Source organism: Microbacterium sp. MYb64 (assembly GCF_002979495.1).
In the GTDB taxonomy this organism is placed as follows: Bacteria; Actinomycetota; Actinomycetes; order Actinomycetales; family Microbacteriaceae; genus Microbacterium; species Microbacterium azadirachtae_A.
In genome coordinates this window covers 13,873-28,147 of the sequence record NZ_PCOW01000017.1, presented here as the reverse complement: position 1 = coordinate 28,147, position 14,275 = coordinate 13,873, and the positions used below count along the sequence as shown (strand labels likewise).

10 protein-coding genes are annotated in these 14,275 nt (G+C 71.7%); 6 read left to right on the top strand and 4 right to left on the bottom strand.

All coding sequences use genetic code 11. The annotated features are described in order from the left end of the window. Nucleotides 1-426 precede the first annotated feature (426 nt). Nucleotides 427-1,398, bottom strand: coding sequence for a LacI family DNA-binding transcriptional regulator (locus CQ044_RS14330; RefSeq protein WP_105689131.1), 972 nt, complete (start codon nt 1,396-1,398; stop codon nt 427-429). Between the two features lie 192 nt (nt 1,399-1,590). Between CQ044_RS14330 and galT the strand changes: the two genes are divergently transcribed. The 3 genes from galT to galE all read left to right on the top strand — a co-directional run bounded on the left by galT (nt 1,591) and on the right by galE (nt 5,335). Then, nucleotides 1,591-2,778, top strand: a complete 1,188-nt coding sequence (gene galT, locus CQ044_RS14325) for a galactose-1-phosphate uridylyltransferase (RefSeq protein ID WP_105689130.1) — start codon at nt 1,591-1,593, stop codon at nt 2,776-2,778. A 48-nt stretch (nt 2,779-2,826) separates the two neighbouring features. Continuing rightward, the gene (galK, locus tag CQ044_RS14320) at nt 2,827-4,140 is read left to right on the top strand and encodes a galactokinase (protein WP_105689088.1); all 1,314 of its coding nucleotides are present in this window, start codon (nt 2,827-2,829) and stop codon (nt 4,138-4,140) included. Nucleotides 4,141-4,357: 217 nt separating this feature from the next. Continuing rightward, nucleotides 4,358-5,335: a UDP-glucose 4-epimerase GalE gene (gene galE, locus CQ044_RS14315; protein ID WP_105689087.1), complete on the top strand. Its 978-nt coding sequence runs from the start codon at nt 4,358-4,360 to the stop codon at nt 5,333-5,335. Nucleotides 5,336-5,740: 405 nt separating this feature from the next. Here galE and CQ044_RS14310 read toward each other — a convergent pair whose 3' ends face one another. Continuing rightward, on the bottom strand, nt 5,741-8,008 hold the full coding sequence (locus tag CQ044_RS14310) for a glycoside hydrolase family 3 C-terminal domain-containing protein (protein WP_105689086.1): 2,268 nt from the start codon (nt 8,006-8,008) through the stop codon (nt 5,741-5,743). Nucleotides 8,009-8,132: 124 nt separating this feature from the next. Here CQ044_RS14310 and CQ044_RS14305 point away from each other — a divergent pair, with 124 nt between their 5' ends. Beyond that, nucleotides 8,133-8,732: a TetR/AcrR family transcriptional regulator gene (locus CQ044_RS14305; RefSeq protein WP_105689085.1), complete on the top strand. Its 600-nt coding sequence runs from the start codon at nt 8,133-8,135 to the stop codon at nt 8,730-8,732. Between the two features lie 125 nt (nt 8,733-8,857). Here the strand turns inward: CQ044_RS14305 and CQ044_RS14300 are convergent, their stop codons facing one another. Next, nucleotides 8,858-10,387 (bottom strand): carboxylesterase/lipase family protein, encoded by a 1,530-nt coding sequence (locus CQ044_RS14300; RefSeq protein WP_105689084.1) that lies wholly within the window; start codon nt 10,385-10,387, stop codon nt 8,858-8,860. Nucleotides 10,388-10,449: 62 nt separating this feature from the next. Further along, complete coding sequence (locus tag CQ044_RS14295) at nt 10,450-11,757, bottom strand: MFS transporter (protein ID WP_105689083.1); 1,308 nt, start codon at nt 11,755-11,757, stop codon at nt 10,450-10,452. A gap of 164 nt (nt 11,758-11,921) precedes the next feature. Here CQ044_RS14295 and CQ044_RS14290 point away from each other — a divergent pair, with 164 nt between their 5' ends. Together CQ044_RS14290 and CQ044_RS14285 are read left to right on the top strand one after the other, a co-directional pair. Beyond that, complete coding sequence (locus CQ044_RS14290) at nt 11,922-12,488, top strand: TetR/AcrR family transcriptional regulator (protein WP_105689082.1); 567 nt, start codon at nt 11,922-11,924, stop codon at nt 12,486-12,488. A 136-nt stretch (nt 12,489-12,624) separates the two neighbouring features. After that, entirely contained in the window at nt 12,625-14,100 is a 1,476-nt protein-coding gene (locus CQ044_RS14285; RefSeq protein WP_105689081.1) for a carboxylesterase/lipase family protein, read from the top strand. Nucleotides 14,101-14,275 lie beyond the last annotated feature (175 nt).

The window sequence follows — 14,275 nt, the reverse complement described above, 5'->3', positions numbered from 1 at the left end:
GTTGCGTGTGCGTGCGATGTTGCTGTGTTGCTGCGGCTGTGACGTTGCTGGCTCGCCGTTGCATCGCTCGCTTCGGTAAGCGCTTTCCAGACCATGGTGACACGAGAATCCACCCGCCGCAAGGGGCGTCCCGCACAGGCTAGGTGCCGCCCCACTTCCGAGTCGTCCCCGTCAGCGCACGCCATAGGGTCCGCTCAGAGGGACGACTCGGAGGTGGGAGCACGCAGGGCACGGCGGGACCGCCCCACATTCGGGGTCGTCCCCGTCAGCGCACGCCATAGGGTCCGCTCATGGGGACGACTCGGAGGTGGGGGCACCCGGGGCACGGCGGGACCAGCCCCACTTTCGAGTCGTCCCCATCAGCGCACGCCGGAGGCTCCGCTCACGGGGACGACTCGAAAGTGGGGAGAGGGAGGAGCCGGAAGGCTAGGCGCTCGCTCGGCGGATCAGCGCAGGGGCGAGCAGGGCAGGGGTGAGCAGCGCGGGATCCGAAGCACCGCGGCCCTCGACGCGGTCGACGACGAGGCGCACCGCCAGCTCGCCGAGCGCGGCGAAGTCCTGCCGGATCGTGCTGAGCGGCGGACGGAACTCGGCGGCGTCGGCGATGTCGTCGAAGCCCAGGACGGCGACGTCCTCGGGAACCCCGCGGCCGGCATCGGCGAGAGCGCGCAGCAGGCCGAGCGCCATCTGATCGTTCGCGGCGAAGACCGCGGTGACCGTGGGATCGGCGGCGAGCACTCGGCCGCGATCGTGGCCCGATCCCGCGCTCCAGTCCCCGCGCAGCGGATCCGGGATCCGGAGTCCCCGCGCCGCGAGCTCCTCCCGCCAGCCGCGCTCGCGCTCCGCGGCGGCGAACGAACCCTCGGGCCCGGCGAGGTGATGCACGGTCGTCGCGCCCCGGTCGAGCAGGTGCGCGGTCGCCGCCCGGGCGCCCGCCGCGTGGTCCGTGCCGATGACGGCGAATCGCGGATCGGCGGGGGCGTCCACGACGACGAGCGCGAGCCCGGCCGGATCCGCGTCGCGAGCCAGCGCCGAGGCCTCGTTCAGCACGATCGCCCCATCCACGCCCTGGTCGTGCAGCCGGTCGAAGGCCTCCGCGATCCGCCCCGCCGAGCCGAGCGTCACCACCGCGAGCGCGTACCCGCGCGCCTCCGCCGCCTCGGCGACGGCCTGGAGCAGCGCGGAATTGCCGACCGTGGCGAGGGTCTGCGCGACCACGCCGAGGGTCTCGGAGCGGCCGGTGCGGAGGGCCCGCGCAGCGCGGTGCGGGCGGTAGCCGAGTTCGGCCATGGCCTCCTCGACCCGCTCGCGGGTGGCCGGATCCACTCGCGGGCTGTCGTTCACGACTCGCGAGACCGTCTGCCCCGACACTCCGGCGCGCGCGGCGACCATCGCCATGGACACGCGCCCGGTCGGCTTCGGTCCGCGACGCACGGGGGCGGACGGCGTCCCGCTCTCGACTCGCCGCAGCTCCTCGAGCTCGTCGTCGCGCTTCGGCATCGGCCCGCCTCTCACCCGCCGGTCCCGCGTGTACCGACCTCAGGATTGTTGACGCTATCACGCCGCGTGCCCTATCGTGTTTACGTGAACATGGAAATCGCTCCCGAGTTCGTCGAAGCCGAGACCACCGCGCTCTCCGCCGGCGTGGTCAAGCGCGCCACGCACCTCGCCGACGGCCGTGACCTCATCTACTACGACGACGCCGGATCCACCCTCCCCGCCAAGCGCTCGATCGACGCCCGCACGCTGGACCCGCGCCCGGATACCGCGACGATGCGACAGGATGTGCTCACCGGCGACTGGATCACGTTCGCGACGAAGCGCCAGACCCGGGTCATGATGCCGAGCGCTGACGCGGATCCGCTCGCGCCGCAGTCCTCGACGAATCCCTCCGAGGTGCCGTCGCGCTATGACGTCGCGGTGTTCGAGAACCGTTCGCCGTCGTTCGGTCCCGCCCTCGCCGAGGCCGTGGGCACCGCTCCGGAGGCGCTCGATCCGCCGCGCGGCCTGGACGACCTCGAGGCGATCGGGCTCGAGCGCACTCGCACCAGCGTGGGCCGATGCGAGGTCGTCTGCTTCAGTCCAGAGCACGCCGGATCCTTCGGCACCCAGTCCGTCACCCGCGCGCGCACCGTGATCGAGGCCTGGGCCGACCGCACCGCGGCACTGAGCGCCCTGCCCGGCATCGAGCAGGTGTTCCCGTTCGAGAATCGCGGCGAGGCGATCGGCGTGACGCTCCCCCACCCGCACGGGCAGATCTACGCCTACCCCTACGTCACGCCGCGCACACAGCGGCTGCGCGAGAGCATCGCCCGCACCGGCGCCGACCTGTTCGAGCGGATCCTGGACGCCGAGCAGCGCTCCGAGCGCGTCGTCCTGCAGGGCGAGCACTGGACCGCGTTCGTGCCGTTCGCCGCGCGCTGGCCGCTCGAGGTGCAGCTGATGCCGCACCGCCACGTGCCCGACTTCTCCGCGCTGGACGACGCCGAGCGCGACGAGCTCGCCCCGCTCTACCTCCGCCTGCTGCGCGGGGTGGATGCGCTCTACGAGACCCCCACCGCGTACATCGCGGCGTGGCATCAGGCGCCCGTGCACGTCGGACGCGACGAGATCCGGATGCGCCTCGAGCTCACCAGCCCGCGCCGCGCCGCCGACAAGCTGAAGTTCCTGGCCGGATCCGAATCCGCGATGTCCGCGTGGACCGCAGAGATCCTCCCAGAGGACGCCGCCGCGCGCCTGAGGGATGCGATCGCGTCCGTCCCGACCCCGACCGCCTGACCCAGAAGTGGGACACGGTCGGCAGACCGACCCTCCCGAGGAGACCCGATGACCCTTGCCCGCACCGCCGCCCCCTCCGACGCCGCAAGCGCGGCCAGCGGGGGCACCCCCTCCGCCGTCGTCGCCCCCTCCGCCGTCACCGCCGCGGGGGCCCTGTTCCGCGAACTGACCGGATCCGAGCCCGCGGGCGTCTGGTCGGCGCCGGGGCGCGCGAACCTCATCGGCGAGCACACCGACTACAACGACGGATTCGTGCTGCCCTTCGCGATCCAGCACCGCACGGCGGCCGCCGCACGGCTGCGCACCGACGGGCGGATCCGCGTCGCGTCCACGTTCGCGACGGAACCGGTCGAGGTCGCGCTCGACGACCTCGAGGCGCTCTTCCCGGCCGACCGCACCCGCAGCGCGGCCACCGGCGCGGCGGCCACCGGCGCCGTCGAGGAACAGGCATCCGCCGTGCCCGAATGGGCGGCGTACCCCCTCGGCGTCGCCTGGGCGCTGCGCGCGCTGGTGCCCGCGTGGGCCGCCGGCACCTTCGCGGGCGTCGACATCGCGATCGCCTCCGACGTGCCGGTCGGGGCGGGGCTCTCGTCGTCGGCGGCGATCGAGGGCGCGACGAGCGCCGTGCTGAACGAGCTCTGGGGTCTCGGTCTGGATCCGGTGGCGCTCGCGCAGGCGGGCCGCCGCGCCGAGAACGAGGCCGTCGGCGCCCCCACCGGGATCATGGATCAGATGGCGTCGATGCTCGGGCGGCCCGACGCCGCGGTGTTCCTGGACTGCCGCTCGCTCGAGACCCGCTCGATCCCGCTCGGGTTCGCCGAGGCGGGGCTCGAGGTGCTCGTGATCGACACGGGCGTGAAGCACGCGCACTCCACGGGCGGCTACCGCGAGCGCCGCGAATCCTGCGAACGCGGGGCCTCCGCGCTCGGGGTGGCGGCGCTGCGCGACGTGACCGCAGCGGATCTGCCGCGTGCCGCGGAGCTGCTCGACGACGTCGACTTCCGCCGAGTGCGGCACGTCGTGACCGAGGACCAGCGCGTGCTCGACACGGTCGCCGCGCTCGCCGCGCACGGTCCGCGCGCGATCGGCGACCTGCTCGTCGCGTCGCACGCCTCCATGCGGGATGACTTCGAGATCTCGATCCCCGAGCTCGACACCGCGGTCGACGTCGCCCTCGCGCACGGCGCGATCGGCGCGCGCATGACGGGCGGCGGCTTCGGCGGCGCCGCGATCGCACTCGTCGAGCGCGATGCTGTGCCCGAGGTGTCGGCAGCCGTGCGCGCCGCCTTCGCCGCAGCCGGCTTCGCCGCGCCGCACCTGTTCACGGTGACGCCGTCGGCCGGCCCGCGCCGCGACGTCTGAGCCCGCGGGATCCACCCCCGAGCCGGATCCGGGTTCCTCGCCGTTCCCGTCGCAAGAACTGCCGCTCTGCACGCCTGATAGCGACAGCTTTCGCGACGGGAGCAGTGGGTTCCGACATCCTCTGCGATGGGAGCGTGGATCCGGATCCGCCCGGGGATCCCCCAGCGAAGCCCCGGAAGAATGAGACCCCGCGCATCCGCGCGGCGGAAGGAGACCCATGTCCTGGCTTGTCACCGGCGGCGCCGGCTACATCGGATCGCACGTCGTCCGCGCTCTCTCGGAGGCCGGTCTGACGCCGGTCGTCCTGGACGATCTGTCCAGCGGAGTCGCCTCGTTCGTGCCCGAGGGCGTGGCCTTCGTGCGAGGCAGCATCCTGGACCGGGAGCTGGTCGAGAACACGCTTCGCGAGCACGAGGTGCAGGGCGTGATCCACGTCGCCGGCTACAAGTACGCCGGGGTCTCGGTGCAGCGGCCGCTGCACACCTACGCGCAGAACGTCGAGGGCACGCGCGTGATCCTCGAGGCGATGGCAGCCGCCGGCGTCGCGAACATCGTGTTCTCCTCGAGCGCGGCGGTGTTCGGCACGCCCGACGTGCCCCTCGTCGTGGAGGACACGGAGAAGCGTCCGGCGAGCCCGTACGGCGAGTCCAAGCTCATCGGCGAATGGCTACTGCGCGACGAGGCCGTCGCGACGGCCGGATCCGAGAACCCGCTCGTCCACACCTCGCTGCGTTACTTCAACGTGGTCGGATCCGCGGATCCGTCCGTCTACGACGCGAGCCCGCACAACCTCTTCCCGATCGTGTTCGAGAAGCTGCTCGCCGGCGAGACTCCGCGGATCAACGGCGGCGACTACGCCACCGAGGACGGCACGAACGTGCGCGACTACGTGCACGTCGACGACATCGCGCTCGCCCACGTCGCCGCGGCCCAGCGCATGATCGCGGGGCAGCCGATCGAGGCGGCCTACAACCTGGGTTCCGGCGACGGGCTCTCGGTGCGCCAGATCATGGACGCGATGGCGCGCGTGACCGGCATCGCCTTCACGCCCGAGATCGGCCCGCGCCGCCCCGGCGACCCCGACCGCATCGTCGCGACCGGCGAGCTCGCCGCGCGCGACCTGGACTGGCGGATGCGCCACACGGTCGACGAGATGGTGCGCTCGGGCTGGGAGGCCCGCCGCAACGCCGGCTGAGCCCCGGACGCTCCTCGCCGAGGGCACGGCTTGCTGCCGACGCCGCTCGCCGAGTGCACGACTTGCTGCCGAGTGCACGGCTCCGTCACGTCAAGAGCCCGTGCGCTCGGCAGGTTCCCATGCACTGGCGGATCGCGTCGGCAGGATCCCGCGCACTCGGCAGGATCCGGTGCACTGGGCAGGATCCGGTGCACCCGGCGGCATCGCGCATGAGCTGTTCGCCGAGTGCACGGCTCGCTACCGAGTGCACCGCTCCTTCGCGCCAAGACCCCGTGCACTCGACAGGATCCCGTGCACTGGCGGATCGCGTCGGCAGGATCCCGCACCCCCACCCGCAATCACCGCCCCCACACGAAACGCGGCCTCCCCGAAGAGAGACCGCGTTCCGTACTGCAGAAGCGCGGACTATCCTTGCGGGGCGTTCGCGGCGGTGAGGAGCTGGTCCACGCCGTCGCGGTCGAGGCCCCAGCCGAACGCGGGGAGGCGTCCGATCGGGAACGAGCCCATCATCTTCGCCATGGCCTCGCCCGACATGATGCCGTCGCCCTCGCCGCCGAACTGCTCCTGGAGCGCGGCGAACGCGCCGGCGACCATCGGACCGGCGACCGGGTGCGCGAACACTGCGGCCAGCGTGGACTCGGGGGTGAGGGGCACCAGGACCGCGTCGCCCGCGACCTCGACCGTGGCGGATCCGCGCAGGTCGCGGCTCGACGCCGCGGCCTCGACGCGGTAGGCGCCTCCCTCGACGACGAAGCGGTCGACCCGGATGTCCCAGTACGCGAGATCCTCGCGGCGCACGGTCAGCACCACGTCGGCCGTGGCTCCCGCGGCGATCTCGACCGACGCGAACGCCTTGAGCTCGCGGGGGGCGCGCTCCACGACGGAGGCGACGGGCGCGACGTAGACCTGCACGACCTCGCGGCCGTCGCGGGATCCGGTGTTAGTCACGGGGACGGTCACCGTGATGTCGCCCGAGGGCGTGACCTCGGCGGAGACCGCGCCGTACGCGAAGGACGTGTACGACAGGCCGTGTCCGAACGGGTAGGTCACCGCCATGTCGCGGGCGTCGTACCAGCGGTAGCCCACGAAGATGCCCTCGCCGTAGCGCACGTGCCCGTTCGAGCCGGGGAAGTTGCCGAACGCCGGGGTGTCCTCGATGCGCTGCGGGATCGTCTCGGCGAGGCGGCCCGACGGGTTCACCGCGCCGAGCAGCACGTCGACGGTCGCGGATCCGCCGGCCTGACCGAGCAGCCACGCCTCGAGGATCGCGGGCACCCGGTCGGCGAAGGGCAGTGCCACGACCGAGCCGTTCGACAGCACGACGACCGTGCGCGGGTTCGCCGAGACGACCGCGTCGAGCAGGGCGAGCTGGTGCGCAGCGAGGTCGATGTGGTCGCGGTCGAAGCCCTCGGACTCCTCGGCATCGGTGAGTCCGAGGAAGACCACGGCGACGTCGCGCGCGGCGGCGAGCGCCACGGCCTCGTCGCGGAGGGCGTCCTGCCCCTCGGCCGCGGCGTCGAACGCGAAGCCGGGCGCGAACGCGACCCGGTCTCCGGCGGCCTCCGTCAGGGCGTCGAGCGCAGAGTCCACGCGGGTCGGGTTGATGTGCGAGGAGCCGCCGCCCTGGAAGCGCGGGGTGCGGGCGAACTCGCCGATCAGCGCGATCGAAGCGCCGTCGGCGAGCGGGAGCAGCGGCGCACCGTCGACCGCATCGTTCTTGAGCAGCACGATCGAGCGTCCTGCGACCTCACGGGCCAGGGCGTGGTGCGCATCGACGTCGAGCGGGCCGGCGACGGCAGGGCGGGCCTGAGCGCGGCCGACGAGGTCGAGCACGCGGCCGGCCGAGGCGTCCAGCGCAGCAGCGACGGCAGGGTCGGATCCCGCGGCCGTGGCCACGGCGCGGTCCGGACCGCCGTCGCTGCCGGGCATCTCCAGGTCGAGACCCGCGACGAGCGCCGCGACGCGGTCGTTCACCGCACCCCAGTCGGAGACGACGAGTCCTTCGAAGCCCCACTCGTCGCGCAGCACCTGCGTGAGCAGCCAGGGATCCTGCGAGGCGTAGACGCCGTTGATCTTGTTGTACGAGCACATCACGGTCCACGGCTGCGCGTCCTTGACGACGCGCTCGAACCCGCGCAGGTAGATCTCGCGCAGCGGCCGCGGGTCGACGTCGCTCGACGCGGTCATCCGCTCGAACTCCTGGTTGTTGGCCGCGAAGTGCTTGAGCGACGAGCCCACGCCCTGCGACTGGATGCCCTTCACGAGCCCCGCGCCGATGACGCCGGAGACGATCGGATCCTCCGACACGTACTCGAAGTTGCGCCCGCAGAGCGGCGAGCGCTTGATGTTGATGCCGGGGCCGAGGATGACGGCGACGTCCTCGATCGCGGACTCGACGCCGAGCGCGACGCCGACCCGCTCGGCGAGCTCGGGATCGAAGGCGGCTCCGAGCCCGGATGCCGGCGGGAAGCAGGTGGCCGGAACGCTCTCGCTGAGGCCGAGGTGATCGCTGTCCGCGGCCTGCTTGCGCAGGCCGTGCGGGCCATCGGTGACCATGATCGACGGCACGCCGATGCGGTCGATGGACTTCAGGGTCCAGAAGTCGGCGCCGCTCGTGAGCGAGGCCTTCTCCTCGGTGCTGAGCTCGGGCAGGTGATCGCGGGGCGATGTCATTGTCGACTCCTTCGTGGACGACTCACGGGTGACGGGCAGGGCCAGTCGATCAGGTTCTGGAACAGAAAGCAAGCGTTACTCGGTTTTTGGAGGAAAGGGCACAACGCCGGGATAGTCTCGGGTCATGGCACGACGAGGTTCGTACGCGAAGGGGATCGCGAAGCGCGAGGAGATCCTGCGCGCAGCTCTTGCGGTGGTCGCCCGCGAGGGCTATCACGGCGCCTCCGTGAAGGAGCTCGCCGACGAGGTCGGACTCAGCCAGGCGGGCCTGCTGCACTACTTCGACAGCAAGGACGAGCTGTTCGTCGAGATCCTGCGCACGCGCGACGAGGTCGACATGGCGGGTCACTCCGGCGCCGTGGATGCCGCGACGCTCGAGGAGATGCGCGACGGCTATCTCGACATCGTGCGGCACAACGCGCGCGTGCCGGGGCTCGTCGAACTGTTCACCCGCCTCGCGGCCGACGCCGCGAACCCCGAGCACCCGTCCCGCGCGTTCTTCGCCGAGCGCAGCGCCGGCCTCCGCGAGCGCTGGGCGGGGACCATCGCCGACGCGCAGGGCGAGGGCAAAATCCGCGACGACATCGACCCGATGCTCGCCGCGAGGCTCCTGCAGGCCGTGTCCGACGGCGCCCAGATGCAGCTGCTCGTCGAGCCTGAGCTCGACATGGTCGTGCTCATCGAGACACTGTTCAACCTCATGCGGTCGCCCGATCGGCGCTGACCGCCAACCCGGCCAGCGGATCGGTCCCTGAGCGAGCGCAGCGAGACGAAGGGCGCTCAGGGACCGGTTCGAAGAACGGTTCCTGAGCGAGCGCAGCGAGACGAAGGCGCATTCAACGACCGGGGCTAGAGCAGCGGGCGCACCGAGGCGTACGCATCCGCCTCCTCCCGGGACGGGGTGTCGTACACGCGCGCGATCTTCGCCGCGCCGTACCGCGCCCAGCCGGGATCGCCGTCCACGATGAACGCGACGGCGGCGGCGTGCACCTCATCGGCGAGGGTCTGCGGCGGGTTCGGGCCGGCGAGCGGCTCCATCGCGGGGCCGTCCAGGCAGTCGAAGAAGAACGGCACGTCGAGGCAGTGCTCGGCGAAGCCGAAGTGCCCCGACGGCCAGGAGAACCGGTACACCCAGGTGGGGGCAGCGCCCCGATCCGCGACGATCCGCAGGATCGCGACGCGGAACATCCGGTCGGTCAGCACGCGGCCCGCCAAGCGCGCCTTGCCCTTCGCCACCACATCGGCATTGGCCGCGAGGTAGGGAGCGCGCGCCTCCTTCGGCACGCCGAGCTTGCCGAGCAGCATCCCCTTCGGCACGAGCGCCATGGCCTTGCCGGCATCGGCCGTGGCCATCGTGAACTCGTCGTCGGTGGCGCCGAGCACGAGCGGCTTGTCGGATCCGACGCCCTCGCGGAACGACTCCGGCGTGGGCCGCAGGATGAGATCGCCATCGACGGACGGACCGAGCGGTAGCCCGTTCTCGACGATGTCGCCCATGTCGCCGCCGTCGAAGGCGGTGAGCTTCTTCTGGACCTCGAGGATGCGCTCCTCGCTCAGCGCGCCCAGACCCGCACGCGTCGGCGCGACGCCGAGCTCGGCGGCGAGGCGGCGGCCGAACTCCTCCGAGCGGGCCGCCGAGACGTCGGCCAGGGCGCCGGAGATCGCGTAGACGCCGTGGAACAGATGCTGCGCCTTCTCCATGCCGAGCAGGGTCATGACCGCTCCACCGCCGGCCGACTGCCCGGAGATCGTGACCCTGGCCGGATCCCCGCCGAAAGCCGCGATGTTCTGCTGCACCCATTCCAGGGCCAGCAGCCAGTCGCGCACGCCGCGGTTCGACGGTGCGTCCTGGATCCATCCGAAGCCGTCGAATCCGAGCCGGTACGAGAGCGTCACGGTCACCACGCCGTCGCGGGTGAAGTTGCGCCCGTCGTACCAGGGGCTCGCCGGAGACCCGGCGAAGTACCCGCCGCCGTGGATATACACGAGCACGGGCAGTCCGGCACCGGTCGCCGACTCAGGGCTCGGCGTGTAGACGTTCACGTTGAGCGTCGACTCCCCCGGCACGCTCGGCTCGGGGATGAGCGTCACGCCGGGATCGCCCCGCTGCGCGGTGGGACCGAACGCGGCGGCGTCGAACACGCCCTGCCACGGGGCCTTCGGCACGGGCGCCGCGAAGCGCAGCTCGCCCACCGGCGCCTCGGCGAACGGGATGCCGAGGAACGCCGCGGAACGGAGGTTCCCGCGCGGGCCCGATGCGGGGGCTGTGGTGTCGCGCCAGCGTCCGCGCACGCGGCCCGCACTGGTCTGCACCTCGGGGTGATCCGCGGCAGCGGCCTCGGCGGCGCCCGCGTCGGCGGTGGTCTGGGTGTTCTCCATTGGGAGTCCTTTCGTGGAGGGTGGCGCCGGGGCGGGGCTGATCACGCCCGCCGGGGCGGGTGCTACTTGACGCTCCTGATCGGGGCGGTGACGATCGCCGCGAGCACGGCGAACACCATCGCGAACACGAACAGCATGGGGTATCCGCCGAAGGATCCGATGATCACGGCGGCGATCGGAGCGCTGAGCGCCTGCGGGATGTTGGTGGCGACGTTGAGGATGCCGAGGTCCTTGCCGGCGTCGGTGCCCTCGCTGGGAAGCACCTCGGTCATGAGGGCCGCATCCACCGACATGTACAGGCCGAAGCCGATGCCGTTCACGACGCTCATGATGATCATGCCGGTCATGTTCGGCATCATCAGCGGGAACGACAGCCCGATGACCATCACGACGGTCGCCGCGTAGATGAACACCTTTCGGCGTCCCACCTTGTCGCTCCACCAGCCGGAGAGGGCGATCGCCGCCATCGTAGGGACCAGGGGGATCAAGGTCAGGGTGAGGGTGGCGCCCTGAGCCTCGGCCAGTGACATCCCGATGTAGTCGGTCAGCAGGTACAGCTGGTAGGCGGTGACGGCGAAGTAGCCGAGGATCAGCAGGAAGCGGGCCGCGAACGCCCAGGCGAAGTCGGGGTGCTTGCGGGGGTTGATCCAGAATCCGCGGAAGAACGCGCCCCAGCGGAACGGCGCGACTGCGGCGTTCTTCGAGGACCAGTCCTTGTTGAGCACGACGAAGAGCACGGTGACCACGATCACGGCGATGCCGAAGACGGAGTAGCCGATGCCGATCTGCGCGCCGAGCGCGGCGGCGATCATGACGCCGACGGTCATGCCGAGCTGGGTGCCGAGACCGATCATGGCGCTCGCACCGCCGCGCTTGGCGCGCGGGAAGCGGTCGGCCGTGATCGTGGTGAGCGGCGCCTGCAGGAAGTTCAGGGCCACCTGGATTGCCACCCAGAACACCGTGATCCAGAAGACGTCCTGGAGGGATCCCATGCCGAACAGCAGGATGCCGCCGACCAGCGCGCCCATGACCATCCACGGCGCACGGCGGCCGAACCGCGACCGGGTGCGGTCGCTGAACGCGCCGGCGAGAGGCTGCGCGAAGAGCGTGAAGACGAACGACGTCGTCGTGACGATCGCCAGGTTCTGCACCTTGTGCGCGGGATCCAGGACCGCGATCTGCGACGGCAGCAGGATCGCGATGAGTCCGCCATAGGTCGCGAACAGCGTCAGCGAAGCAGCCAGCAGGCCGGGCAGCAGCCGCTTCGTGGCGGGCGGGCTCGCTGCGGGATCTCCCGCGACAGGGGCCTCGGCGCGGATGAGTCCGGTCGGCGCGATCCCGGCGGCGGGATCGGGAGGGGTGATGGTCATGAGGGCTCCTCATCGAGCAGGTCGGGTGCGGACATGAATACCAAATCTTGTTTGGTTTCTGTATCCGGGACGATTGTCGCACTGAAACACGAACGGTGCAAGGCTTTTGAGACTCGAAAGCCACAGATTGTTCATGTTTCGTGACGGCCGGATATTCTGGGCCCATGGCCAAACGGGGTGCGTACGCGAAGGGCGTCGTCAAGCGCGAGGAGATCCTCGAAGCGGCGCTCGAGATCGTCGGCCGGCGCGGCTACCGCAACGCCTCGGTGCGCGAGATCGCCGACGCCGTGGGCCTCAGCCCCGCAGGTCTCCTGCACTACTTCGGCACCAAGGAGGAGCTCTTCGTCGAGATCCTCCGCGCCCGCGACGCCCACGACACCGAGCGGTTCGACGACCTCGAGTTCACGGAGTCTTTCCTCGAGGTGGTGCGGCACAACGCCGACGTGCCGGGACTCGTCGAGCTCTACACGCGCCTCGCCGCCGAGGCCGCAGACCCCGAGCACCCGGCCCGCGGATTCTTCCTCGACCGCACCTCGGCCGTGCACGCGGTCGCCCGCGAGGCGCTCCTCGCGGACCAGCGGGAAGGCCGCATCCGCGCCGATCTCGACGTCGAGTGGATCATCCGCGCCGGCCACGCCCTCGCCGACGGCCTGCAGAACGCCTGGATCCTGGATCCGACCATCGACATGGCCGCCGACATCGACCGGTTCTTCGTGCTGCTCAAGCCCTGAGAGAGGCAGGTCGGGCCGAGTCGGCCGCGCAGTCCGTTCCGAACTCAGTCGATCTCGGCCGCTCGCGTCGAGAATCCCGCCGAACGCACCGGTTTCGACTGAGTTCGACACAGGAGACCGCCGATACTCTGATCGGGTGACCGTCGACGCCCCTCTCGCCCGGACCGACTCCGGCCCCGTCCGGGGATTCTGGCGGGGCGAGCCCGGCACGCCGGACGCCTCCGCAGCGTTCCTCGGGATCCCGTTCGCCGCGGCGCCCGTGGGCGAACGGCGCTTCGCCGCTCCGGAGCCGCCCGAGCCGTGGACGGAGGTGCGCGATGCGACCGCGTTCGGTCCCACCGCGCAGCGCGGCGACAAGGGCGAGACGCTCATCCCCGAGCCCAGCATCCCCGGCGCCGCGACGCTGAACGTGAACGTCTTCAGCCCGGCACTCGGGGGATCCCGTCCCGTGATGGTGTGGATCCACGGCGGCGGCTACGTCGACGGCTCGCCCGCGAGCCCCTGGTACGACGGCGCCGCGTTCAACCGCGACGACGTGGTGACCGTGACCGTGTCGTACCGGCTCGGTTTCGACGGCTTCGGCCTGATGCCCGGCGCCCCCGCGAACCGCGGGGTGCTGGACTGGATCGCGGGACTCGAGTGGGTGCAGCGGAACATCGCGGCGTTCGGCGGGGATCCGTCGCGCGTGACGATCGCGGGGCAGTCCGCCGGGGCAGGCGCGGTGCTGACGCTGCTGGGCCTCGAGCGCGCGCAGCACCTGTTCCACGCGGCGATGGCCTTCTCTCCGGCTCTGGCCGACATCGACCCGGCACTGGCAGCGCGCCGCACGCGAGCTCTCGGAGTGCTGCTCGGCTGCGCGCCCGATGCCGCGGGCTTCCGCACGGTGCCGGAGCGCACCCTGCAGCGCGCGCAGCCGAAGGCCGCACTGCTCGGCGCGACGCGGTTGAAGGCACTGCTCGCCCCGCTCGCGGACGGGCTGCCCTGGGGACCCGTCGTCGACGGCGAGGTCGTACCGCGCCCGGCCGTCACGGCGCTGCAGGCGGGGATCGGGGCCGAAAAGCCGCTTCTGCTCGGCGCGACCGACGACGAGTTCACCATGACCATGGACCAGGCTCCCGGCGTGCTGCGGTTCATCCCCGCCGCACTGGCGCTGACCCTGCTCTGCCGGGATCGGGGCGCGCGTCGCGCCTACCTCGCCGCGAACGGGCCGCAGCGCCGCCTCGGCACCCCGGCTATGCTCGGACGATTCGTGACGGACCGGGTCTTCCGCGCACTCGTGGTGCGCGCCGCGCAGGCGCGGGGTGACGCGCCCACCTGGGCCTATCGCTTCGCCTGGGTCTCCCCGGCGAAGGGCTGGTCCTGCCACTGCCTCGACGTGCCGTTCTGGTTCGACGTGCTCGACGATCCGTTCGTGGAGGGCCTGGCCGGGCCCACCCCGCCGCAGCACCTCGCGACGGAAATGCACACCACCGCCGTCCGGTTCGTCGAGGACGGCGATCCCGGCTGGCCGCAGTGGCGCACGGATCCGGGCCTCTCCCGCGTCTTCGGCGCCGGCCCCGCCGAGCCCGCCCTGTCGGCGACCGCCTACGACGGAGCACTGCCCCTGGCATAGGCCTGCCTCGTTCGTTGACCGAGGACGCCGCAGGCGACCGAGACGAAACGGCGCATCTCGCGAGCGCGCCGCGTTTCGTCTCACTCGGCCTTCGGCCGTGCTCGCTCAACGACCCCGGGAAGACAGGACGAACCCGCCGCCCCAGGGAGCGGGACGGCGGGTTCGGGTCGATGCG

Bases quoted from the DNA above. Each gene is read 5' to 3' on its own strand.
- CQ044_RS14330 (WP_105689131.1), bottom strand. From the start codon at position 1,398: ATGGCGATGGTCGCCGCGCGCGCCGGAGTGTCGGGGCAGACGGTCTCG.
- galT (WP_105689130.1), top strand. From the start codon at position 1,591: ATGGAAATCGCTCCCGAGTTCGTCGAAGCCGAGACCACCGCGCTCTCC.
- galK (WP_105689088.1), top strand. From the start codon at position 2,827: ATGACCCTTGCCCGCACCGCCGCCCCCTCCGACGCCGCAAGCGCGGCC.
- galE (WP_105689087.1), top strand. From the start codon at position 4,358: ATGTCCTGGCTTGTCACCGGCGGCGCCGGCTACATCGGATCGCACGTC.
- CQ044_RS14310 (WP_105689086.1), bottom strand. From the start codon at position 8,008: ATGACATCGCCCCGCGATCACCTGCCCGAGCTCAGCACCGAGGAGAAG.
- CQ044_RS14305 (WP_105689085.1), top strand. From the start codon at position 8,133: ATGGCACGACGAGGTTCGTACGCGAAGGGGATCGCGAAGCGCGAGGAG.
- CQ044_RS14300 (WP_105689084.1), bottom strand. From the start codon at position 10,387: ATGGAGAACACCCAGACCACCGCCGACGCGGGCGCCGCCGAGGCCGCT.
- CQ044_RS14295 (WP_105689083.1), bottom strand. From the start codon at position 11,757: ATGACCATCACCCCTCCCGATCCCGCCGCCGGGATCGCGCCGACCGGA.
- CQ044_RS14290 (WP_105689082.1), top strand. From the start codon at position 11,922: ATGGCCAAACGGGGTGCGTACGCGAAGGGCGTCGTCAAGCGCGAGGAG.